Source organism: Rhodococcus sp. AB351, from assembly GCF_049538275.1.
Lineage (GTDB): Bacteria > Actinomycetota > Actinomycetes > Mycobacteriales > Mycobacteriaceae > Rhodococcus.
In genome coordinates this window covers 64,434-84,525 of the sequence record NZ_JBMVFW010000002.1, presented here as the reverse complement: position 1 = coordinate 84,525, position 20,092 = coordinate 64,434, and the positions used below count along the sequence as shown (strand labels likewise).

Sequence of the window (20,092 nt, the reverse complement as noted above, 5' to 3'; positions counted from 1 at the left end):
AGTGGATCGACATGGTGGACACGATGATCGATGCGGCCGTACTCCTCGTCGCGGCGGTCGCAGTGGTATTTCTGGTGCTCGTGGTGGTGAACACGGGGCTGTTCCTCGTGCTCCGGGCACGTATCCCCCAGAAACCACTGGCGAACTCCGAGTGACACGGCATGGCCGTCACAGGGGACACGGGGCCGTGACGAACCCCATGCGGACGCAGGGATCACCCCTGCGTGGGACCCGCCGGTGGACCACCCTGGGGTTGCCCGTCGTCGTGGCCGTGACGGCGCTGGTCCTCGCTTTGTGTCAATGCAGGCCGGGACTGCCCTCCGCCGGCGAAATGAGCGATACACGCTGGCCCGGGTGGGGATTCACGCACACCCAGTTCAGTGCCGACGACGGTGATCCCGCAGCGGTGGCAGCCGTCGGGGAGGCAGTCGAGGCAGAGCCGATGGTACAGGCGCAGGCCATCATGGGATGGGGAGTGGACAATCCCGAACCTTCGCCCGGCCGGTACGACTTCCGCAGCCTGGACCGCCGGATGGAGTTCATCCGCCGCAGCGGCGGCCTCCCGGTGATCGTCCTGTGCTGTGCCCCGGACTGGATGAAGGGTGGAGCAGACGGGGAGACCGACTGGGACCGGTTGGAGGACGCACCGCTTCCCGAGCACTTCGCTGATTTCGCCGCACTGAGTGCCACCGTCGCCGAACGCTATCCCTACGTGCGCCACTTCGTGGTGTGGAACGAGTTCAAGGGCTTCTTCGACGACGAACTCGGCCGCTGGGATGCGCGAAGCTACACCGATCTCTACAACCTCGTCTACGACGCGGTGAAGTCGGTGGATCCGGCCAAGCAGGTCGGCGGCCCGTACATCGAGTTCGCGAGCCGACCTCCGGGTTCACCCGGCACCTCCGAGTACCTGCAGGGTCCCTGGGGAGCCGTGGACCAACGATCGATCGACGCCTTCGTCTACTGGAACCTGAGCAGGAAGGGTGCCGACTTCGTCGCGGTCGACGGCCACGCGAGCATCACGCAGGGCGCTCCGGACGAATTCACCGCAGTCGGAAAGTTTGCCGCGGTCACGACCTGGCTCCGCACGATGGTCACCGTGCCCGTCTGGTGGACCGAATGGTATGTGGAACCGTCGGAACCGTCCTGGTCACCGGAACACAGGATCGCGCTGCGTGTCGCCGCGATGATCGAACTCGCGAGCAGCGGCGCCGAGACGGTCCTGTACTGGAATCCGCGACAGTACGGACCGGAATGCGTCGAGTGCCTGTGGACGAACACGTGGGACCCCGGTGGGGGACGGACTCTGCCCTTCCTCGACGAACTCCAGCGCTTCGCGGCATCCTTCCCGCCGGATGCTCAGCGCCGGAAGATGGAACTCGACGAGGGGCTGCTGGGCCTCGAATCCGACCGTGCCCGGGTGATCGTCAACACCACCGACGAATGGGTCGACGCATTCGTGGACGGCCGGCGGCTCGAATGGGGACCCTACGAAACCCGGTGGTTTCCGCTCGACGGTTCATGGTCGGGCGCGTCGAAGAGCTGGTCGCGATGAGTGATGAGCAGGAACTTTCTCCACTGGATGTCGAATCGGCGCCCTACCGTTCGTATAGAGGGTGAGAGGCCGGAACCGCCGGCCGCCGAGGGGAAGGACCCCCGACATGGCGCAGTACCTGCTGAGCATCTACCAGCCCGACGGCGAACCGCCGTCACCGGAGTTCCTCGAGCCGATCATGAAGAAGGTCGAGGCGTGGCAGAACGAGATCCGGGAGGCCGGGATCTGGGTGTTCTCCGGCGGCCTGCACCCACCGGACACGGCGACGGTCGTGCGCACAGACGAGGGGCGCACGGTGACCACCGACGGTCCGTACATCGAGGGTAAGGAGCATCTCGGCGGTTTCGACGTCATCGATGTGCCCGACCTGGACGAGGCGCTGAAGTGGGCGCGCGGTCTCGCCGACGCCACCACACTGCCCATCGAGGTGAGGCCCCTGGCGTTCGGATCCTGCGCCGGATGACGTGCACACCTCGATGACCGGGTCCTCCGCCGCCGACATCGGACGTGTCTTCCGTGAGGAGTACGGCCGGGCGGTCGCCGTGCTCACCCGCGTCCTCGGCGACATCGACGTCGCCGAGGACGCGGTGCAGGACGCCTTCTCGACCGCCGTCGAACGGTGGCCCGGGGAGGGGATCCCGCCGAGCCCGGCCGGATGGATCATCACCACCGCCCGTCGCCGGGCGATCGACAGGGCGAGGCGGGAGGCCGCACGCTCGGTCAAGCACGCCGAGGCGGACCTGCTCCACCCGGCATCCGGCGTCGCGTTCGACCCCGAGGCAGTCGACTCGCCCGAAATCCCCGACGATCGCCTCCGTCTGATCTTCACCTGTTGTCACCCGGCGCTCGCGCCTGCGTCGCGAGTCGCGCTGACCTTGCGGCTGCTCGGCGGACTCACCACCGCGCAGATCGCCCGGGCCTTTCTCGTTCCCGAAACGACGATGGGGCAACGGATCTCCCGCGCCAAGCGGAAGATCCGCGACGCGCGCATCCCGTTCCGTATCCCGTCTCCGGACGAGTTTCCCGAACGCCTCGACGCGGTGCGGTCCGTGCTCTATCTCGTGTACACCGAGGGCCACACGGCGAGCGCCGGACCCGAACTCGCCGACACGGACCTGTGTTCGGAGGCGGTGCGGCTGGCGCGTGTGCTGGCCGGGTTCGTTCCCGGCGATCCCGAGACCACCGGACTTCTTGCCCTGATGCTCCTCGGTGAATCCCGGCGCCCGGCGCGGACGGGACCCGGCGGCGAACTCGTCCTGCTCGCAGACCAGGACCGCTCGCGGTGGGACCGCGCGCTGATCGACGAAGGGCAGGCACTCGTGCGGCGCACCCTGCGCTGGAACAGGCCGGGGCCCTACCAGATCCAGGCCGCGATCGCCGCAGTGCACGCGGACGCGCCCACCTTCGAGGACACCGATTGGGTGCAGGTCGTCGCGCTCTACGACCTGCTGATGGCCGCGGACCCCACCCCGGTCGTCGCGTTGCACCGGGCCGTCGCACTCGCCGAAATGGAGGGTCCCGCAGTCGCTCTCGGGATCGTCGACCGCCTCGACCTCGAGCCGTACCACGTCTTCCACGCCGTCCGAGCCGACCTGCTCGCCCGCCTCGGCCGGATCACCGAGGCGAGCGAGGCATACGCCACCGCCGCCGCGCGCACGGAGAACACGATCGAACGCGCCCATCTCCTGCGCCGGCGCGACGAACTCCGGGGCTCGCTCAGGTAACCGGTGTCGTGCCGGTCGTCGTTTCGGACTCGGGAACCGAACGCTGCCACGGCCACCGGCCGTCGATCTCCAGCTGTAGCGACCAGCTCAGGAAGGTGCGGATGAGCACGATGACCGCCAGCACACCCACCGATGTGAAGGTCGGCGTGACGGCGACGGTCTTGATGATGTCGGCGGCGACCAGGAATTCGAGGCCGAGCAGGATCGACCGGCCGAGATTGCGCCGGTACGGCTCGTAGATTTCCGAACCCGGCCCGCCCCGCCGGGCGGTCGCCGCGATCCACGTCGCCGCCAACGCGCCGATCACCATGACGCCGACTCCGACGACGTCGATGGCCGTGCCCACGTGTTCGAGCAGCGACGAAATCTCCATTCGACCAGAACCTTCCGACCGGAACCGACAGACTCCGGCAATCCTCGCAGGACGATCGACGCACCGTGCGGCTTTGTCCACAGGAGGTGTGCCTGTCCACAGGGCCGGGCCGGACACCGCGCGAACACCATGCCGGCGAGTGCGGATGGGGGATGCTCCGGGTCGTGACAGGGGAAACGGTGGGTGTGCTCGCGACGGTGGTCCTCGGTGTGGGCGTGGGAGCGATCGTGCGCGTGGTGGCGGGAGGAATGGCCGGTCGTCGGCCACCGCCGGGTCTGTGCGAGGCGGCATGCGCGGCAGCCGCACTCGTCGCGGTCTCGATCACCACAGGTGCCGCGGTCGTCGGAGCAGCGATGTTCGGATGGTGGTGCGTGTGCCTGAGCGCCGTGGACCTGCTCGTGCGGCGTCTGCCGAACGTGCTGACGCTCGGGGGAGCGGGCACGATCCTTGGCGTGGCCGCGGCGACGGGGCACGGCCGGGCGGCGTTCGCCGGTGCACTTCTGCTCGCGGCACCGTTGTTGATCACCCACCTCGTGGTGCCGCGGTCGGTGGGTGCGGGTGATGTCAAACTCGCCCTCGGTCTCGGGGCCGTCACCGGACTCGCCGGCCCCTCGGCGGTGCTCCTCGGTGCACTGCTCCCATCCGTCCTCACCGCAGGTGCGGCCCTGTTTCTGCGGCTCCGGGAGGCCGGCCGCGGGGGAGCGCGTGCCGCTCCGCGCGTGCTTCCGCACGGACCGTCGATGTGCGCCGCCGCGGCACTGGCGGCGATCTCGACGGGTTGACCAGGGGCGGCATGTCGAGGTGGCGGACGAACATGGAAGGATGGACGTGTGCTGCGTTGGATAACTGCTGGAGAATCCCATGGTCCCGCCCTCGTCGCGATGCTCGAGGGGATGGTCGCCGGAGTCGAGGTGACGTCGAACGACATCTCGGAGCAACTCGCGCGACGGCGACTGGGCTACGGCCGCGGCGCACGCATGAAGTTCGAGGCCGACAAGGTCACCGTGATCGGTGGCGTCCGGCACGGACGCACCCTGGGCGGCCCGATCGCGATCGAGATCGGCAACACCGAGTGGCCCAAGTGGGAGACCATCATGGCCGCCGACCCGGTCGATGCCGAACTGCTCGAAGGCCAGGCGCGCAACGCGCCGCTGACCCGTCCCCGCCCCGGCCACGCCGACTTCGCGGGCATGCTCAAGTACGGCTTCGACGACGCGCGTCCCGTCCTCGAGCGTGCCAGCGCCCGGGAGACCGCAGCACGCGTGGCGGCCGGCACCGTCGCCCGGAACTTCCTGCGCCAGGCGTTCGGCGCCGAGGTCGTCTCGCACGTCATCTCCATCGGCGCATCCGATCCCTATGTCGGCCCCGAACCCGGTGCCGACGATCTCGCCGCGATCGACGCGAGCCCCGTGCGCGCCTACGACAAGGCCGCCGAGGAATCCATGATCGCCGAGATCGAGGCCGCGAAGCGCGACGGTGACACCCTCGGCGGGATCGTCGAGGTCGTGGTGCACGGTCTGCCCGTGGGCCTCGGTTCGTTCGTCAGCGGTGCCGATCGCCTCGATGCGCGACTGGCCGCGGCCCTCATGGGAATCCAGGCCATCAAGGGTGTCGAGGTCGGCGACGGCTTCGAGACCGCGCGCCGACGCGGCAGCGCCGCCCACGACGAGATGAAGCCCGGCCCCGACGGTGTGCTCCGTTCGAGCAACCGTGCCGGCGGCATCGAAGGCGGCATGACCAACGGTGAGGCCCTGCGCGTGCGGGCGGCGATGAAGCCGATCTCGACCGTCCCGCGTGCGCTGTCGACGGTCGACATGACCACCGGCGACGAGGCCGTCGCGATCCACCAGCGCTCCGACGTGTGCGCGGTGCCCGCAGCGGGTGTCGTCGCCGAGGCGATGGTCGCCCTCGTCGTCGCGCAGGCCGCCCTCGAGAAGTTCGGCGGCGACTCGCTCGCCGAGACCGTGAGCAACATCGACCACTACCTGAAGGGCATCGCGGCGCGGCCGCCGCGGTGATCTCATGTCGCCTCGCCTGGTACTCATCGGCCCGCCGGGAGCGGGCAAGTCGACGATCGGACGTCGGGTCGCGAACGCACTCGAACTGCTGTTGCTCGACACCGACGCCGAGATCGAGCGTGTGACCGGCCGGACCATCCCCGAGATCTTCTCCCAGGACGGCGAACCGGCCTTCCGGGAGATCGAGGAGGAGGTCGTCGCGCGGGCCCTCGACACCCACGACGGAGTGGTGTCGCTGGGCGGGGGAGCGATCCTCTCGGAGCGCACCCGCGCGCGACTGGCCGGCCACACCGTCGTCTATCTCGAGATCAGCGTGGCGGAAGGACTGCGTCGCACCGGCGCGGTCGGCGCCGCCGGAACCAGGCCGTTGCTGGCCGGCGGTGATCCGGCCCAGAAGTACCGCGACCTCATGCGTCGCCGCCGCCCGCTGTACCGGCAGGCGGCGACCATCCGGGTGCGCACCGACGGCCGGAGCCCCGGGCGGGTCGTCCAGCAGGTGCTCGCCAAACTCGAAGCGGCGGACGCCGCCACCAGCCAGACCATCAGCGAGGATCGGAGCCCCACACCGTGACCGAACCGGTACGCATCGACGTCGAGACCGCCCAGCCCTATCCGGTGATCATCGGCCGGGGACTGCTCGGCGACGTCGTCGAAGAACTGTCCGGCACGCGGACCGTCGCGATCTTCCACCAGCCGACGCTCACCGCGACGGCCGAGGCCGTGCGGGAGGCTCTCGCCGAGACCGGCATCGACGCCCACCGCATCGAGATCCCCGACGCCGAGGACGGTAAGGAGCTCGCCGTCGCCGGATTCTGCTGGGAGGTGCTCGGCCGCATCGGCCTGACCCGCTCGGACGCCGTCATCAGCCTCGGCGGCGGTGCCGCCACCGATCTCGCGGGCTTCGTGGCCGCGACGTGGATGCGTGGTGTGCGGGTCTACCACATCCCCACCACGCTGCTGGCGATGGTCGACGCCGCCGTGGGCGGCAAGACCGGCATCAACACCGAGGCGGGCAAGAACCTCGTCGGGTCGTTCCACGAGCCGTCGGCGGTCTTCGTCGACCTCGCGACCCTCGAGACGGTGCCGCGCAACGAGATCGTGGCCGGCCTCGCCGAGGTGATCAAGACCGGCTTCATCGCCGATCCGGTGATCCTCGACCTGATCGAGGAGAACCCCGAGGCCGCGCTCGATCCCGCCGGGACGGTGCTGCCCGAGCTCATCCGGCGCTCGGTGGAGGTCAAGGCGAAGGTGGTCGCGGCCGACCTCAAGGAGTCGAGCCTGCGCGAGATCCTCAACTACGGTCACACGCTCGGCCACGCCATCGAGCGTCGCGAGCGGTACCGCTGGCGTCACGGCGCCGCCGTGTCGGTGGGCCTGGTCTTCGCCGCCGAGTTGGGCCGGCTCGCCGGGCGTCTCGACGACGCCACCGCCGACCGGCACCGCGCGATCCTCGAATCCGTCGGCCTGCCGACCACCTACGATCCCGACGCCTTCGGCGATCTGCTCAAGGGCATGCAGACCGACAAGAAGAACCGTGCCGGCATGCTCCGGTTCGTCGTCCTCGACGGGCTCGCGAAGCCCGGCAGGCTCGAAGGGCCTGACCCGACCCTGCTCGCGGCGGCCTACTCCGAGGTCGCGCGCCAGGGCAAGGCCGACGCGGGAACCGTCCTGCTCTGACCTCCGCGTAGTCAGGCCGTCCGGTTCGACGCGGGCGGTCTCCACGACGGGTCGCGCCCGGTGAGTCCGATCAGGCGTTCCAGCGGCGGAGCGTCCTCGCCCACCCGGACGGCCGGACCGAACAGGCCACCCCCGTCGGCGACGCGTTCCTCGTCGGTGATGCTCTCCGCGAAGGCGGTACACGCGGCGATCTCGTCGGGCTCGCAGGAGTACTGCTGTCCCGTGGCGACGGCGAGGTCCCAGCCGTGGACGACGAGTTCGTCGAGCGTGACGAGTCCGGCGACCGGCGCGGGCAGGTCGAGGCCGCCCGCACGCGTCATGCCCTCCCAGGCCGCGGGATCGCTCCACGCTCCGCGAAGTTCGCCGAGCCGATCGGGAACGAGACGCCGCCAGTCCGGCGGCAGTTCGCTCGTGAGCTCCGGGGGAGTGTCGGTGTACGGGCCGATGTCCTTGCGCGCGGCGGCGGTGAAGGCGAGCGACAGGCCCAGCACGTGGTCGACGAGCGCACCGACGGAGATTTCGGAGCACGGTGTGGGCCCCGCCAAGTGGGCGTCGTCGATCCCTGCCAGGATGCGCTCCATGCGGCGGGTCGCGGGAGTCAGGTCGAGCGTCTCGGTGGTGTCGGTCATGGCCAGCTCCTCGAGGTCGGTTACGTGTACCGACCGTCACCGCGCCGAAAACTGAGCGCCCGCCCCCGGCATGCGGGGCGGGCGCTCAGCAGTGTTGCGGTCTCAGTGTTGCGGTGTCACTGCTTCGGATCGATCCTCGGGAACACCTCGGTGGGCGAGTCGTCGCTGCGCCAGGCGGGATCGGCCTGCTGTGCGGAGTTCGCGGGCGCCGAACCCGCGGACGCGGTCGCTGCGACCCCTGCGGGCGCGTGGTGCTCGTGGTGGACGGACCAGTCGTCGTCGCGGGCGGCCTTGCGCTCGTTCCGGCGCGCGAAGAACCGGCCCAGCGTCACCGCGGCCATCGCCGGCAGGAACACCAGGAGCACGGTGAACGCGGCACCGGAGGTGATCTCGAAGAACAGGGAGGTCACGCCCACCGGGATCGGGGTGACGGTGTCGACGAGCCAGGTGAGGACCCCGCCGACGAGTCCGGTGACCGCACCGGCGGCGAGCCAGCGCATCGTGAGGTCGTCGCCCTCGTCGGGTTCGGGATGGGCGCGGTGGTCGCGGATGCCGTCGAGGCCGGCCCAGACGAACGCTGCGACGACCACCACGGCGAAGCCCAGCCAGCGCAGTACCGATCCCTGCAACGGCCACTGGATGAGAGCGGCACCGAGCAGGACGCGCACGACCACGTGGACCAGGGCGAGCCCGAGTCCGCGGAGCAACCAGGGTTTCATGTACCTCAGCGTAACGGGTGGCGAAGCCGACAGTGTGTCCCGTCCCACAGCCGTGATCGCGGTAGGTTGAGCGATATGTCTGCCGACCACGCCTCCCGCCGTCGAGCGCTGCGTGCGCTGCTCGCCGAACGCGAACTCGATGCGCTGCTGGTGACCGATCTGACCGGTATCCGCTATCTCACGGGCTTCACGGGATCCAACGCGGCGCTGATCGTCTCGACCGAGGACGACGAGAACGAGACGCGCACCGTCATCTGCACCGACGGCCGCTATGTCACGCAGGTGGGGGAGCAGGTCCCCGATCTGCGGGCCGTGATCGCCCGGTCGTCGGCCGCGCACCTCGTCGCCGAGTTCGGAACCGGTTCTGCGCGTTGGGGATTCGAGAGCCACGTCGTCACGGTCGACGAACGATCGCGGTGGGACGATCTCGGCGTGTCCGTCCGCTTCGTTCCCGCTCCCGGACTCGTCGAGCAGCTGCGGGCCGTGAAGGACGAACACGAGATCGGTCTGTTGCGCGACGCGTGCGGTGCGGCCGATCGCGCACTGGCGGACCTCATCGCGGCGGGCGGCCTGCGTCCGGGACGAACCGAGAAGGAGGTCGCCCGCGACCTCGAATGGCGCATGTTCGAGCACGGCGCCGACGGCATCTCCTTCGAGACGATCGTCGCCGCGGGCGCCAATTCGGCGATCCCGCACCATCGCCCGACCGGCGCGGTCCTGGCGGAGGGCGACTTCGTGAAACTCGACTTCGGGGCGCAGATCGGCGGCTACCACTCCGACATGACGCGCACCTACGTGCTGGGCCGGGTCGCGGACTGGCAGCGTGATCTGTACGAGCTGGTCCTGCGCGCTCAGCAGGCCGGACGCGAGGCGCTCGCCCCCGGTGTCGACTGCGCCGCGGTGGACGCCGCGGCGCGCACCGTGATCGCCGAGGCGGGCTACGCCGACCTGTTCCTGCACGGGCTCGGTCACGGAGTCGGGCTCGAGATCCACGAAGCACCCGGAATCGGCGCGGCGGCGACCGGTACACTTGTCGCCGGTGCGGCGGTGACCGTCGAGCCGGGTGTGTACTTCTCGGGGCGCGGAGGCGTGCGGATCGAAGACACGCTCGTGGTGCGGGAGCATACTCCGGAGTTGCTCACGCTCACCGACAAGACATTGACCGTCGTTTGAGGGCGGTTCCTCGACCCTAGGAGACACGAACCAAGTGGCTGATACCAGTGACTTCAAGAACGGCCTCGTTCTGAAAATCGACGGACAGCTCTGGCAGATCATCGAGTTCCAGCACGTCAAGCCGGGCAAGGGCCCCGCCTTCGTGCGCACGAAGCTCAAGAATGTGACGTCGGGCAAGACCGTCGACAAGACCTGGAATGCCGGTGTCAAGGTCGAGACCGCCACCGTCGATCGCCGCGACATGACCTACCTCTACAACGACGGCACCGACTACGTCTTCATGGACGGCGAGACCTACGACCAGATCACCATCTCGCCCGAGCTGCTCGGCGACAGCGCCAACTTCCTCCTCGAGAACATGCCCGTGCAGGTCGCGACGCACGAGGACGTTCCGCTGTTCGTCGAGCTCCCGGTCACGGTCGAGCTCGTCGTCCAGCACACCGATCCGGGCCTGCAGGGCGACCGCTCCACCGGTGGCACCAAGCCTGCGACCCTCGAGACCGGTGCCGAGATCCAGGTCCCGCTGTTCATCAACACCGGCGACAAGCTCAAGGTCGATTCCCGTGACGGCAGCTACCTCGGGCGAGTGAATTCCTGAGTGTCCGGTAACCAGAAGAAGCTCGGGGCCCGCCACAAGGCCCGCAAGCGGGCCGTGGATCTGCTCTTCGAGGCGGAGGCCCGCGACGTGCATCCCGTCGACCTCGCCGCCGATCGCGTCGAACTCGCGATCGACGACGACCAGGTCGCGCCGGTGCCGGCATACGCGCAGACCATCATCCGCGGTGTCGCCGACAATCTCGACGAGACCGATCGGGTGATCGCCGATCACCTGCACGAATGGACGCTGGACCGTCTCCCCGCAGTCGACCGCGCGATCCTGCGCATCGCGGTGTGGGAGCTCTTCCACGCGACCGACGTGCCGCCCGTGGTGGCCGTCGACGAGGCGGTCGAGCTGGCGAAGCAGCTGTCCACCGACGATTCGCCGGCCTTCGTCAACGGGGTGCTCGGTCAGATCGTCGCCGTCGCCGACCAGGTGCGTGCAGCTGCCGCTGCCACCCTCGTCCGGCCGGCGCAGGAGTCGCAGGATCAGGGCTCGGACGAGTCCTGAATTCGTCACCCTCTTCGGGTGAGCGACGACACGAGGCACCGTGAGCGGGCCCGGTGGGAGTCTTCCCGCCGGGCCCGCTCACGCATCCGGGGTCTGTGTTGCGCTTCACCCGTCATCCGTGCCGGGGCGGACGTCGACGCTGATAGGCTCGACAACTGTCAGGCATCCTTTAACGATCCGTCCAGTGAGGCGGAGAAGGAGGTCGCTGCATGGCCGTGTCCGAGGACGGGTCCACAGCTTCTACCCCCACTACGTCTTCCGGTACCGGCGTGCCGGCGCGTGAGCTGCTCTCCGCTGCCGACGTCCACCGGACGATCTCGCGCATCGCGCACCAGATCATCGAGAAGACCGCGCTCGACACCCCCGAGGACGCACCGCGTGTCGTGCTCCTGGGCATCCCCACCCGCGGGATCACCCTCGCCCAGCGCCTCGCCGACCGCATCGAGGAATTCGCCGGCGTCCGTGTCCCGGTCGGCTCGCTCGACATCACGCTCTACCGCGACGACCTCCGCACGAAGCCGCACCGCCCGCTGGAGCGCACCTCGGTGCCCGAGGGCGGCGTCGACAACACCCTCGTCGTCCTCGTCGACGACGTCCTGTTCTCGGGACGCTCCGTCCGCGCCGCGCTCGACGCCCTGCGCGATCTCGGCCGACCCCGCGCGGTGCAACTCGCGGTCCTCGTCGACCGCGGCCACCGCGAACTGCCGCTGCGCGCCGACTACGTCGGCAAGAACGTGCCCACCGCGCGCAGCGAGGACGTCCGCGTACTGCTGACCGAACACGACGGGCGCGACGCCGTCGAGATCTCCGGAGGCAAGTCCCAGTGAAACACCTGCTCACCATCGCGGATCTGACGAAGGACTCCGCGACGGGGCTTCTCGACGAGGCCGAGCGGTTCGAGCAGGCACTGCTCGGGCGTGAGGTGCGCAAACTCCCCACGCTGCGCGGCCGCACCATCATGACCGTCTTCTACGAGAACTCCACCCGCACCCGCGTGTCCTTCGAGGTCGCCGGTAAGTGGATGAGCGCCGACGTCATCAACGTCTCGGCGTCCAGCTCGTCGGTGAAGAAGGGCGAATCGCTGCGCGACACCGCCCTGACGCTGCACGCCGCCGGCGCCGACGCGCTGGTGGTCCGTCACTCCGCCTCCGGTGCCGCACACCGGATCGCGCAGTGGACCAACGAATCCGGCTCCGGACCGGCCGTGGTCAACGCCGGCGACGGCACCCACGAACATCCCACCCAGGCCTTGCTCGACGCGCTCACCCTGCGCCAGCGTCTCGGCTCCATCGAAGGGCGCCGGATCGGCATCGTCGGCGACGTGCTGCACAGCCGCGTCGCCCGGTCGAACGCGCTGCTGCTGAGCATGCTCGGCGCCGAGGTCGTGCTCGTCGCTCCTCGCACCCTGCTGCCGGTGGGGGTGGAGACCTGGCCGGTGACGGTCGCCGATTCGCTCGAAGCCGAACTTCCCACCCTCGACGCGGTCATGATGCTGCGCGTGCAGGCCGAGCGCATGAACGGCGGGTTCTTCCCGTCCGCCCGCGAGTACTCGATCCGATACGGGCTCAACGCCAAGCGCGCGGCGTTGCTGCCGGAGCACGCCGTGATCCTGCATCCCGGCCCGATGCTCCGCGGCATGGAGATCGGCTTCCCCGTCGCCGAAGCCCCACAGAGCGCTGTGCTGCAGCAGGTGAGCAACGGTGTCCACGTGCGGATGGCGGTGCTCTTCCGCCTGCTCGTGGGCACGGAAGGGAACCTGTCGTGACCCACACTTCCCACCCGGGAGACACAGGAACAGGAGTGACACAGGTGACGCCGCAGGTGCTCATCCGCAACGTCCGCCTCTACGGCGAGGGCGACCCGGTCGACGTGCTGCTCGGCGACGAGCAGATCCTCGCGATCGGCACCGACCTCGAGGCCGACGCCGACGCGGAGATCGTCGACGGCACCGGGCAGATCGTGCTCCCGGGCTTCGTCGACCTGCACACGCACCTGCGTGAACCGGGCCGCGAGGACACCGAGACCGTCGATTCGGGCTCGGCTGCCGCGGCGCGCGGCGGGTACACCGCGGTGTTCGCGATGGCCAACACCGATCCGGTCGCCGACTCGGTGGTCGTCACCGACCACGTGTGGCGCCGCGGCCGCGAGGTCGGGCTCGTCGACGTCCACCCCGTGGGTGCCGTCACCGTCGGACTCGAGGGCAAGCAGCTCGCCGAGATGGGCACGATGGCCGCCGGCGTCGGGGGCGTGCGGATGTTCTCCGACGACGGCAAGTGCGTCTACGACCCGCTGCTCATGCGTCGCGCGCTCGAGTACTCCGCCTCGCTCGGGGTGCTCATCGCCCAGCACGCCGAGGAACCGCGGCTGACCGTCGGTGCCGTCGCGCACGAGGGACCGACCGCGGCGCGTCTCGGCCTCACCGGCTGGCCCCGCGCCGCCGAGGAGTCCATCGTCGCCCGCGACGCGCTGCTCGCCCGCGACGCCGGAGCCCGCGTGCACATCTGCCACGCGTCCACGGCCGGCACCGTCGAACTCGTCCGGTGGGCACGCTCGCAGGGCATCTCGATCAGCGCCGAGGTCACGCCGCACCACCTGCTCCTCGACGACTCGCGTCTCGAGAGCTACGACGGCATCAACCGGGTCAATCCGCCGCTGCGCGAGCGATCCGACGTCGAAGCGCTGCGCCGCGGCCTCGCGGACGGGACCATCGACTGTGTGGCCACCGACCACGCCCCGCACGCCGAACAGGACAAGTGCTGCGAGTTCTCGCAGGCGCGTCCGGGAATGCTCGGGCTCGAGACGGCGTTGTCCGTCGTGATCGAGACGATGGTCCGGCCGGGCCTGCTGGACTGGCGCGGCGTCGCGAAGGTCATGAGCGAGCGTCCCGCGGAGATCGTGGGCCTCGACGATCAGGGCCGGCCCCTCGAGGTGGGCGAACCCGCGAACATCGTGCTCGTCGACCCGGATACCGAGTGGACGGTGCACGGCCCCGACCTCGCGAGCATCTCCCACAACACGCCCTACGAGGACATGACCCTGCCGGGCCGGGTCACCACCACCGTGTTGCGCGGGCGGATCACCGCTCGCGACGGTGCGGTGTTCCCGCGCTCGACCGAAAGGTAGGAACCGACATGGATCGCTTCTTCATCACCGTCGGTTTCCTCGCGCTCTGGGTCGTGCTCGTGCTGCTGATGTGGAAGGGCTGGAAGGCACGTGCCCGACGTCAGCAGGACGCGGTCGGCGAACTGCCGACCGTGCCGGCCGAGCTGGGGGAGCGGCTCGTCGAACCGACCACCGGTCTGTACGTCGGCAGCACGCTCGCGCCGAGCTGGCAGGACCGCATCGCGGTCGGCGATCTCGGCCACCGCGCCAACGCGGAACTGACCCGATACCGATCCGGTGCCCTGCTCGAACGCGACGGTGCGTCCCCGATCTGGATCCCGCAGGACTCGATCCGCGCGATCCGCACCGAACGCGGTCTGGCGGGCAAGGTCATGTCCAAGGACGGGGTGCTGGTCATCCGCTGGCAGCTGCCCTCGGGCACGGAGGTCGACACCGGCTTCCGCGGTGACGACAAGTCGATCTACCCGCTCTGGACGAACGGGTCGGACGAAAAATCTTGAGACGGTGACGATCACAACGACGATGACGATCACGACGAACAACACGACGATCACGACACGCGAGATCTCAGCCCGTGCGGCCGGCTCTGGTGCGGTCGATAAGAACGGAGACAACGCATGAGCGGCAGAACATTCGGCGGCGGCACGGCTGTGCTGGTCCTCGAGGACGGACGGGTCTTCCGCGGCATCCCCTTCGGTGCGGTCGGACAGACCCTCGGCGAGGCCGTCTTCAGCACGGGCATGACCGGCTACCAGGAGACCCTCACCGACCCCAGCTACCACCGGCAGATCGTGGTGGCCACGGCCCCGCAGATCGGCAACACCGGCTGGAACCACGAGGACAACGAGTCCGTCGGCCCCACCGGCGACCACACCGAGTCCAAGATCTGGGTGGCCGGCTTCATCGTCCGCGACCCCTCGCGTCGCGTGTCGAGCTGGCGCGCCACCGGCTCGCTGCAGGACGAACTCGAGCGGCAGAACATCGTGGGTCTCGCGGGTATCGACACCCGCGCACTCGTGCGGCACCTGCGCACCCGCGGTTCGATGCGCGCCGGCATCTTCTCCGGCGACGCCCTCGCCTGGAAGGGTGACGACCTCGACATCGACGTCCTGCTCGACCGGGTGAAGAGCCAGCCCTCGATGCTCGGCGCCGACCTCGCCGGCGAGGTGAGCACCACCTCCGGTTACGTCGTCGAACCGACCGACGGGGACGCCCGCTTCACCGTCGCGGCCATCGACCTCGGCATCAAGACCAACACCCCGCGCATGTTCGCCCAGCGCGGCATCCGGGTGCACGTGCTGCCGTCCACCGCGACGCTGCACGACATCCTCGACCTGAAGGCCGACGGCGTCTTCCTGTCCAACGGCCCGGGCGACCCGGCGACCGCCGACGGCGCGGTGCACCTGACCAAGGAGGTGCTCGGCCAGGGACTGCCCCTGTTCGGCATCTGCTTCGGCAACCAGATCCTCGGCCGCGCGCTCGGCCTGGGCACCTACAAGATGAAGTTCGGTCACCGCGGCATCAACATCCCGGTGGTCGAGCACGAGACCGGTCGCATCGCGATCACCGCGCAGAACCACGGGTTCGCGCTCGAAGGCGAGGCCGGCCAGGAGTTCGACACCCCGTTCGGTCGCGCAGTCGTCAGCCACACCTGCGCCAACGACGGTGCGGTCGAGGGCGTCAAGCTCCTCGACGGCCGTGCCTTCTCCGTGCAGTACCACCCCGAAGCGGCGGCCGGACCGCACGACGCCGCCTACCTGTTCGATCGTTTCACCCGCATGCTCGAGGGAGAGAAGAACTGATGCCACGCCGTACCGACCTCTCCCACGTCCTGGTCATCGGGTCCGGCCCGATCGTCATCGGACAGGCCTGCGAGTTCGACTACTCGGGCACCCAGGCGTGCCGGGTGCTCCGCGAGGAGGGCCTGCGCGTCTCCCTGGTCAACTCGAACCCGGCCACGATCATGACCGACCCCGAGTTCGCCGACTCGACCTACATCGAGCCGATCACCGCCGACTACGTCGAGAAGGTCATCGCGACCGAGCAGGCCAACGGCACCCCGATCGACGCGGTGCTCGCGACCCTCGGCGGCCAGACCGCCCTCAACACCGCCGTCGCCCTGTCCGAGCGCGGCATCCTCGACAAGTACGACGTCGAACTCATCGGCGCCGACTTCGACGCGATCCAGCGCGGCGAGGATCGGCAGAAGTTCAAGGACATCGTCGCCAAGTGCGGCGGCGAGTCCGCCCGCTCGGCCGTCTGCTACACGATGGACGAGGTCCGCGCGACCGTCGCCGAACTCGGCTTCCCGGTCGTCGTGCGCCCCTCCTTCACAATGGGTGGCCTCGGCTCCGGCATGGCCTACAACGACGCCGACCTCGAGCGCATCGCCGGTGGCGGCCTCGCGGCCTCGCCCACCGCGAACGTGCTCATCGAGGAGTCCATCCTCGGCTGGAAGGAGTACGAGCTCGAGCTCATGCGCGACGGCGCCGACAATGTCGTCATCGTCTGCTCGATCGAGAACGTCGACCCGGTCGGTGTGCACACCGGTGACTCGGTGACCGTCGCTCCCGCGATGACGCTCACCGACCGCGAGTACCAGAAGATGCGCGACCTCTCGATCGCCATCCTGCGCGAGGTCGGTGTCGACACCGGCGGCTGCAACATCCAGTTCGCGATGGATCCGCGCGACGGCCGGCTCGTCGTCATCGAGATGAACCCGCGCGTGTCGCGGTCGTCGGCGCTCGCGTCGAAGGCCACCGGCTACCCGATCGCGAAGATGGCCGCCAAGCTCGCCATCGGCTACACGCTCGACGAGATCGTCAACGACATCACCAAGGAGACCCCGGCCTGCTTCGAACCGAGCCTCGACTACGTCGTGGTCAAGGCCCCGCGGTTCGCCTTCGAGAAGTTCCCCGGCGCCGACGGCACCCTCACCACCACCATGAAGTCGGTCGGTGAGGCCATGTCGATCGGCCGCAACTTCTCCGAGGCCTTCGGCAAGGTGCTGCGCTCGCTCGAGACGAAGTCCGCCGGCTTCTGGACGGGCCCCGAGGTCGAGGGCACCCTCGACGAGATCCTCGAGGAGATCCGCACCCCCACGGACGGCCGGTTCTACCGGATCGCCCGGGCCCTGGAGCTCGGTGCGACCGTCGAGCAGCTCTTCGACGCCACGAAGATCGACCCGTGGTTCCTCGAGCAGTTCGCGCACATCGTCGAGCTGGGCCAGGACGTCCGCAACGCAGAGCAGTTCGGTGCCACCGAGCTGCGCTACGCCAAGCACCACGGATTCTCCGACCGGCAGATCGCAGCCCTGCGCCCGTCGCAGTTCGCCTCCGAGGACGACGTGCGCGCCCTGCGTCAGGAGCTGGGCGTCCACCCGGTCTACAAGACCGTGGACACCTGCGCCGCCGAGTTCGAGGCGAAGACGCCGTACCACTACTCGACCTACGAGCTCGACCCCGCGGCCGAGTCCGAGGTCGCGGAGCAGCGCGACAAGCCGAAGGTGCTCATCCTCGGTTCCGGCCCCAACCGCATCGGCCAGGGCATCGAGTTCGACTACTCGTGCGTCCACGCCGCGCTGACGCTGTCCGAGGCCGGCTACGAGACCGTGATGGTCAACTGCAACCCCGAGACGGTCTCGACCGACTACGACACCGCCGATCGCCTGTACTTCGAGCCGCTGACCTTCGAGGACGTCCTCGAGGTCTACCGCGCCGAGTGCGAGTCCGGCACCGTCGCCGGCGTCATCGTCCAGCTGGGCGGCCAGACCCCGCTCGGCCTGGCGCGTCGCCTGAAGGCCGCCGGGGTGCCGATCGTCGGTACCTCGCCGGAGGCCATCGACCTGGCGGAGGACCGTGGCGAGTTCGGTCGCGTGCTCGACGAGGCCGACCTGCCGGCCGCGAAGTACGGCACGGCCACCACCTTCGAGGGTGCGCGCGAGATCGCCGCCGGCATCGGATACCCGGTGCTGGTGCGCCCGTCCTACGTGCTCGGTGGTCGCGGCATGGAGATCGTCTACGACGAGAAGGCGCTCGAGACCTACATCTCCAACGCCACCGAGATCTCCGACGACCGGCCGGTGCTCGTCGACCGCTTCCTCGACGACGCCGTCGAGATCGACGTCGACGCGCTGTGCGACGGCACCGACGTGTACATCGGCGGGATCATGGAGCACATCGAGGAGGCCGGCATCCACTCCGGCGACTCGGCGTGTGCGCTGCCGCCGATCACCCTGGGCCGCGCCGACATCGAGAACGTCCGCCGCTCGACTGCGGCGCTCGCGAAGGGCATCGGCGTCAAGGGCCTGCTCAACGTCCAGTACGCGCTCAAGGACGACATCCTGTACGTCCTCGAGGCGAACCCCCGTGCCTCCCGCACGGTGCCGTTCGTCTCCAAGGCCACCGCGGTGCAGCTCGCCAAGGCCTGCGCCCGGGTGATGCTCGGCGAGTCCATCGCCGAGCTGCGTGCCGCGGGCATCCTCCCGGCCGAGGGAGACGGCAGCGACATCCCCCTCGACGCACCGGTCGCGGTGAAGGAAGCGGTGCTGCCCTTCAACCGGTTCCGGCGTGCCGACGGCACGGGCATCGACACCCTGCTCAGCCCGGAGATGAAGTCCACCGGTGAGGTCATGGGCCTCGACGACGACTTCGGAACCGCATTCGCGAAGAGCCAGACCGCCGCCTACGGCTCCCTGCCGACCTCCGGCACGGTCTTCGTCTCGCTCGCGAACAAGGACAAGCGGTCGATGATCTTCCCGGTCAAGCACCTCGCCGACCTGGGCTTCCACATCATGGCCACTGTGGGAACCGCAGAGGTGCTGCGCCGCAACGGTGTTCCGTGCGAGCAGGTCCACAAGGTCTCCGGTGAGGACAAGCCGGAAGGCGCGCTCGACGTCGTCGACCGCATCCGTGCCGGCGATGTGGACATGGTCATCAACACCCCCTGGGGCAACGCCGGTCCGCGCGTGGACGGTTACGAGATCCGCAGCGCGGCGGTCGCCGCGAACATCCCGTGCATCACCACGGTGCAGGGTGCCTCCGCGGCCGTGCAGGGTATCGAGGCGGCACTGCGCGGCGAGATCGGAGTCAGCTCGATCCAGCGGATGCACGCGCGGCTGCGCGGCGTGCCCGCCGAACAGGCGTGACGCCGTTCGGGCAGCGACTCGCGGACGCCCTCGGGAGCCGCGGGCCGCTGTGCGTGGGCATCGACCCGCACCCGGGGCTCCTCACCGCGTGGGGGCTCGACGACGACGCCGACGGCCTGGCCCGGTTCAGCGAACTGTGCGTCGAGGCCTTCGGCGACACCGTCGCGGTCGTCAAGCCGCAGGTGGCGTTCTTCGAGGCGTACGGCTCCGCCGGTCTCGCGGTGCTCGAACGCACCATCGCCGACCTCAGGGAGGCGGGAGCGCTCGTCCTCGCCGACGCCAAGCGCGGCGACATCGGCTCCACGATGGACGCCTACGCGCGCACCTGGCTGTCGGACGGCTCTGCGCTGCGTTCGGACGCGGTGACCGTCTCCCCGTACCTGGGGTTCGGTTCGCTCGCCCCGGCGCTCGATCTGGCTGCCGGAACGGGCCGTGGGGTGTTCGTGCTCGCGGCGACCTCCAATCCCGAGGGCGCCCAATTCCAGCGCGCACGGCTCGACGACGGGCGCACCGTCGCGCAGGTCGTGGTGGACGAGTGCGCTGCCCGCAACAGCGCTGCCCGCACGGACGAGGCCGCAGAACTCGGCTCCGTGGGTGTGGTGGTCGGTGCGACCCTCGCCGAGGCACCGGACCTGTCCGACCTCCACGGGCCCATCCTGATGCCCGGAGTGGGGGCCCAGGGCGGCACTGCCGACGACGTGCGACGACTCGTAGGCGACCATCTGCGCGCGGTGGTGCCCAACGTCTCACGTGACGTGTTGCGGGCCGGCCCGTCCGTCGCCGACCTGCGGGCCGCCGTCGCCCGCACCCTGGACGGCTTCGCCTTCCTCACGAACTGAGACGTTCG

21 protein-coding genes are annotated in these 20,092 nt (G+C 69.5%); 18 read left to right on the top strand and 3 right to left on the bottom strand.

All coding sequences use genetic code 11. The annotated features are described in order from the left end of the window. The first annotated feature begins 11 nt into the window (after positions 1–11). The 4 genes from ACPCXD_RS06425 to ACPCXD_RS06410 all read left to right on the top strand — a co-directional run bounded on the left by ACPCXD_RS06425 (position 12) and on the right by ACPCXD_RS06410 (position 3,279). Complete coding sequence (locus ACPCXD_RS06425) at positions 12–155, top strand: hypothetical protein (RefSeq protein WP_157788852.1); 144 nt, start codon at positions 12–14, stop codon at positions 153–155. A gap of 176 nt (positions 156–331) precedes the next feature. Further along, positions 332–1,555 carry a glycoside hydrolase family protein gene (locus tag ACPCXD_RS06420; RefSeq protein WP_423658945.1) on the top strand — a complete coding sequence of 408 codons (1,224 nt, stop codon included), beginning with the start codon at positions 332–334 and terminating at the stop codon, positions 1,553–1,555. A 106-nt stretch (positions 1,556–1,661) separates the two neighbouring features. Continuing rightward, positions 1,662–2,018, top strand: a complete 357-nt coding sequence (locus tag ACPCXD_RS06415) for a YciI family protein (RefSeq protein ID WP_423658944.1) — start codon at positions 1,662–1,664, stop codon at positions 2,016–2,018. Positions 2,019–2,031: 13 nt separating this feature from the next. Further along, positions 2,032–3,279: an RNA polymerase sigma factor gene (locus ACPCXD_RS06410; RefSeq protein ID WP_423658942.1), complete on the top strand. Its 1,248-nt coding sequence runs from the start codon at positions 2,032–2,034 to the stop codon at positions 3,277–3,279. On the opposite strand, the gene ACPCXD_RS06405 is transcribed toward ACPCXD_RS06410, so the two are convergent. Continuing rightward, positions 3,272–3,652, bottom strand: coding sequence for a DUF1622 domain-containing protein (locus tag ACPCXD_RS06405; RefSeq protein WP_088898491.1), 381 nt, complete (start codon positions 3,650–3,652; stop codon positions 3,272–3,274). The two genes, ACPCXD_RS06410 and ACPCXD_RS06405, sit on opposite strands and share 8 nt — an antisense overlap. A 164-nt stretch (positions 3,653–3,816) precedes the next feature. Here ACPCXD_RS06405 and ACPCXD_RS06400 point away from each other — a divergent pair, with 164 nt between their 5' ends. The 4 genes from ACPCXD_RS06400 to aroB are packed head-to-tail and all read left to right on the top strand — an operon-like array spanning position 3,817 to position 7,347. Continuing rightward, positions 3,817–4,434, top strand: coding sequence for a prepilin peptidase (locus ACPCXD_RS06400; protein WP_390889766.1), 618 nt, complete (start codon positions 3,817–3,819; stop codon positions 4,432–4,434). A 48-nt stretch (positions 4,435–4,482) separates the two neighbouring features. Next, positions 4,483–5,670: a chorismate synthase gene (gene aroC, locus ACPCXD_RS06395; RefSeq protein ID WP_026061033.1), complete on the top strand. Its 1,188-nt coding sequence runs from the start codon at positions 4,483–4,485 to the stop codon at positions 5,668–5,670. Between the two features lie 4 nt (positions 5,671–5,674). Continuing rightward, positions 5,675–6,241: a shikimate kinase gene (locus ACPCXD_RS06390; protein ID WP_088898493.1), complete on the top strand. Its 567-nt coding sequence runs from the start codon at positions 5,675–5,677 to the stop codon at positions 6,239–6,241. Beyond that, a complete protein-coding gene (gene aroB, locus ACPCXD_RS06385; protein WP_016691667.1) occupies positions 6,238–7,347 on the top strand; it encodes a 3-dehydroquinate synthase in 1,110 nt (369 codons plus the stop codon). Before ACPCXD_RS06390 ends, aroB begins: the two co-directional genes overlap by 4 nt. 11 nt (positions 7,348–7,358) lie before the next feature. Here the strand turns inward: aroB and ACPCXD_RS06380 are convergent, their stop codons facing one another. Together ACPCXD_RS06380 and ACPCXD_RS06375 are read right to left on the bottom strand one after the other, a co-directional pair. Then, positions 7,359–7,976 carry a TIGR03086 family metal-binding protein gene (locus ACPCXD_RS06380; RefSeq protein ID WP_016691668.1) on the bottom strand — a complete coding sequence of 206 codons (618 nt, stop codon included), beginning with the start codon at positions 7,974–7,976 and terminating at the stop codon, positions 7,359–7,361. Between the two features lie 116 nt (positions 7,977–8,092). Beyond that, positions 8,093–8,695, bottom strand: a complete 603-nt coding sequence (locus tag ACPCXD_RS06375) for a B-4DMT family transporter (RefSeq protein WP_016691669.1) — start codon at positions 8,693–8,695, stop codon at positions 8,093–8,095. A gap of 75 nt (positions 8,696–8,770) precedes the next feature. Here ACPCXD_RS06375 and ACPCXD_RS06370 point away from each other — a divergent pair, with 75 nt between their 5' ends. The 10 genes from ACPCXD_RS06370 (at position 8,771) to pyrF (ending at position 20,084) form a co-directional block, all read left to right on the top strand. Next, positions 8,771–9,868 carry a M24 family metallopeptidase gene (locus ACPCXD_RS06370; protein WP_088898495.1) on the top strand — a complete coding sequence of 366 codons (1,098 nt, stop codon included), beginning with the start codon at positions 8,771–8,773 and terminating at the stop codon, positions 9,866–9,868. A gap of 34 nt (positions 9,869–9,902) precedes the next feature. Then, entirely contained in the window at positions 9,903–10,466 is a 564-nt protein-coding gene (gene efp, locus ACPCXD_RS06365; protein ID WP_006551441.1) for an elongation factor P, read from the top strand. Then, complete coding sequence (nusB, locus tag ACPCXD_RS06360) at positions 10,467–10,976, top strand: transcription antitermination factor NusB (protein ID WP_016691671.1); 510 nt, start codon at positions 10,467–10,469, stop codon at positions 10,974–10,976. A gap of 209 nt (positions 10,977–11,185) precedes the next feature. Then, on the top strand, positions 11,186–11,803 hold the full coding sequence (pyrR, locus tag ACPCXD_RS06355) for a bifunctional pyr operon transcriptional regulator/uracil phosphoribosyltransferase PyrR (RefSeq protein WP_024100783.1): 618 nt from the start codon (positions 11,186–11,188) through the stop codon (positions 11,801–11,803). After that, the gene (locus ACPCXD_RS06350) at positions 11,800–12,741 is read left to right on the top strand and encodes an aspartate carbamoyltransferase catalytic subunit (RefSeq protein ID WP_423658936.1); all 942 of its coding nucleotides are present in this window, start codon (positions 11,800–11,802) and stop codon (positions 12,739–12,741) included. Before pyrR ends, ACPCXD_RS06350 begins: the two co-directional genes overlap by 4 nt. A 44-nt stretch (positions 12,742–12,785) precedes the next feature. Further along, entirely contained in the window at positions 12,786–14,099 is a 1,314-nt protein-coding gene (locus ACPCXD_RS06345) for a dihydroorotase (protein WP_006551445.1), read from the top strand. Positions 14,100–14,107: 8 nt separating this feature from the next. Further along, positions 14,108–14,599, top strand: coding sequence for a PH-like domain-containing protein (locus ACPCXD_RS06340; protein WP_033096600.1), 492 nt, complete (start codon positions 14,108–14,110; stop codon positions 14,597–14,599). Positions 14,600–14,716: 117 nt separating this feature from the next. Continuing rightward, on the top strand, positions 14,717–15,901 hold the full coding sequence (gene carA / locus ACPCXD_RS06335) for a glutamine-hydrolyzing carbamoyl-phosphate synthase small subunit (RefSeq protein WP_033096601.1): 1,185 nt from the start codon (positions 14,717–14,719) through the stop codon (positions 15,899–15,901). Next, complete coding sequence (carB, locus tag ACPCXD_RS06330) at positions 15,901–19,245, top strand: carbamoyl-phosphate synthase large subunit (RefSeq protein WP_088898496.1); 3,345 nt, start codon at positions 15,901–15,903, stop codon at positions 19,243–19,245. Before carA ends, carB begins: the two co-directional genes overlap by 1 nt. Next, complete coding sequence (gene pyrF, locus ACPCXD_RS06325; protein ID WP_423658933.1) at positions 19,242–20,084, top strand: orotidine-5'-phosphate decarboxylase; 843 nt, start codon at positions 19,242–19,244, stop codon at positions 20,082–20,084. Before carB ends, pyrF begins: the two co-directional genes overlap by 4 nt. Positions 20,085–20,092: the final 8 nt, after the last annotated feature.

Coding starts and splice junctions, on each gene's coding strand:
- ACPCXD_RS06425 (WP_157788852.1), top strand. CDS start 12: ATGGTGGACACGATGATCGATGCGGCCGTACTCCTCGTCGCGGCGGTC.
- ACPCXD_RS06420 (WP_423658945.1), top strand. CDS start 332: ATGAGCGATACACGCTGGCCCGGGTGGGGATTCACGCACACCCAGTTC.
- ACPCXD_RS06415 (WP_423658944.1), top strand. CDS start 1,662: ATGGCGCAGTACCTGCTGAGCATCTACCAGCCCGACGGCGAACCGCCG.
- ACPCXD_RS06410 (WP_423658942.1), top strand. CDS start 2,032: ATGACCGGGTCCTCCGCCGCCGACATCGGACGTGTCTTCCGTGAGGAG.
- ACPCXD_RS06405 (WP_088898491.1), bottom strand. CDS start 3,652: ATGGAGATTTCGTCGCTGCTCGAACACGTGGGCACGGCCATCGACGTC.
- ACPCXD_RS06390 (WP_088898493.1), top strand. CDS start 5,675: ATGTCGCCTCGCCTGGTACTCATCGGCCCGCCGGGAGCGGGCAAGTCG.
- ACPCXD_RS06380 (WP_016691668.1), bottom strand. CDS start 7,976: ATGACCGACACCACCGAGACGCTCGACCTGACTCCCGCGACCCGCCGC.
- ACPCXD_RS06375 (WP_016691669.1), bottom strand. CDS start 8,695: ATGAAACCCTGGTTGCTCCGCGGACTCGGGCTCGCCCTGGTCCACGTG.
- ACPCXD_RS06370 (WP_088898495.1), top strand. CDS start 8,771: ATGTCTGCCGACCACGCCTCCCGCCGTCGAGCGCTGCGTGCGCTGCTC.
- pyrR (WP_024100783.1), top strand. CDS start 11,186: ATGGCCGTGTCCGAGGACGGGTCCACAGCTTCTACCCCCACTACGTCT.
- ACPCXD_RS06340 (WP_033096600.1), top strand. CDS start 14,108: ATGGATCGCTTCTTCATCACCGTCGGTTTCCTCGCGCTCTGGGTCGTG.
- carA (WP_033096601.1), top strand. CDS start 14,717: ATGAGCGGCAGAACATTCGGCGGCGGCACGGCTGTGCTGGTCCTCGAG.
- carB (WP_088898496.1), top strand. CDS start 15,901: ATGCCACGCCGTACCGACCTCTCCCACGTCCTGGTCATCGGGTCCGGC.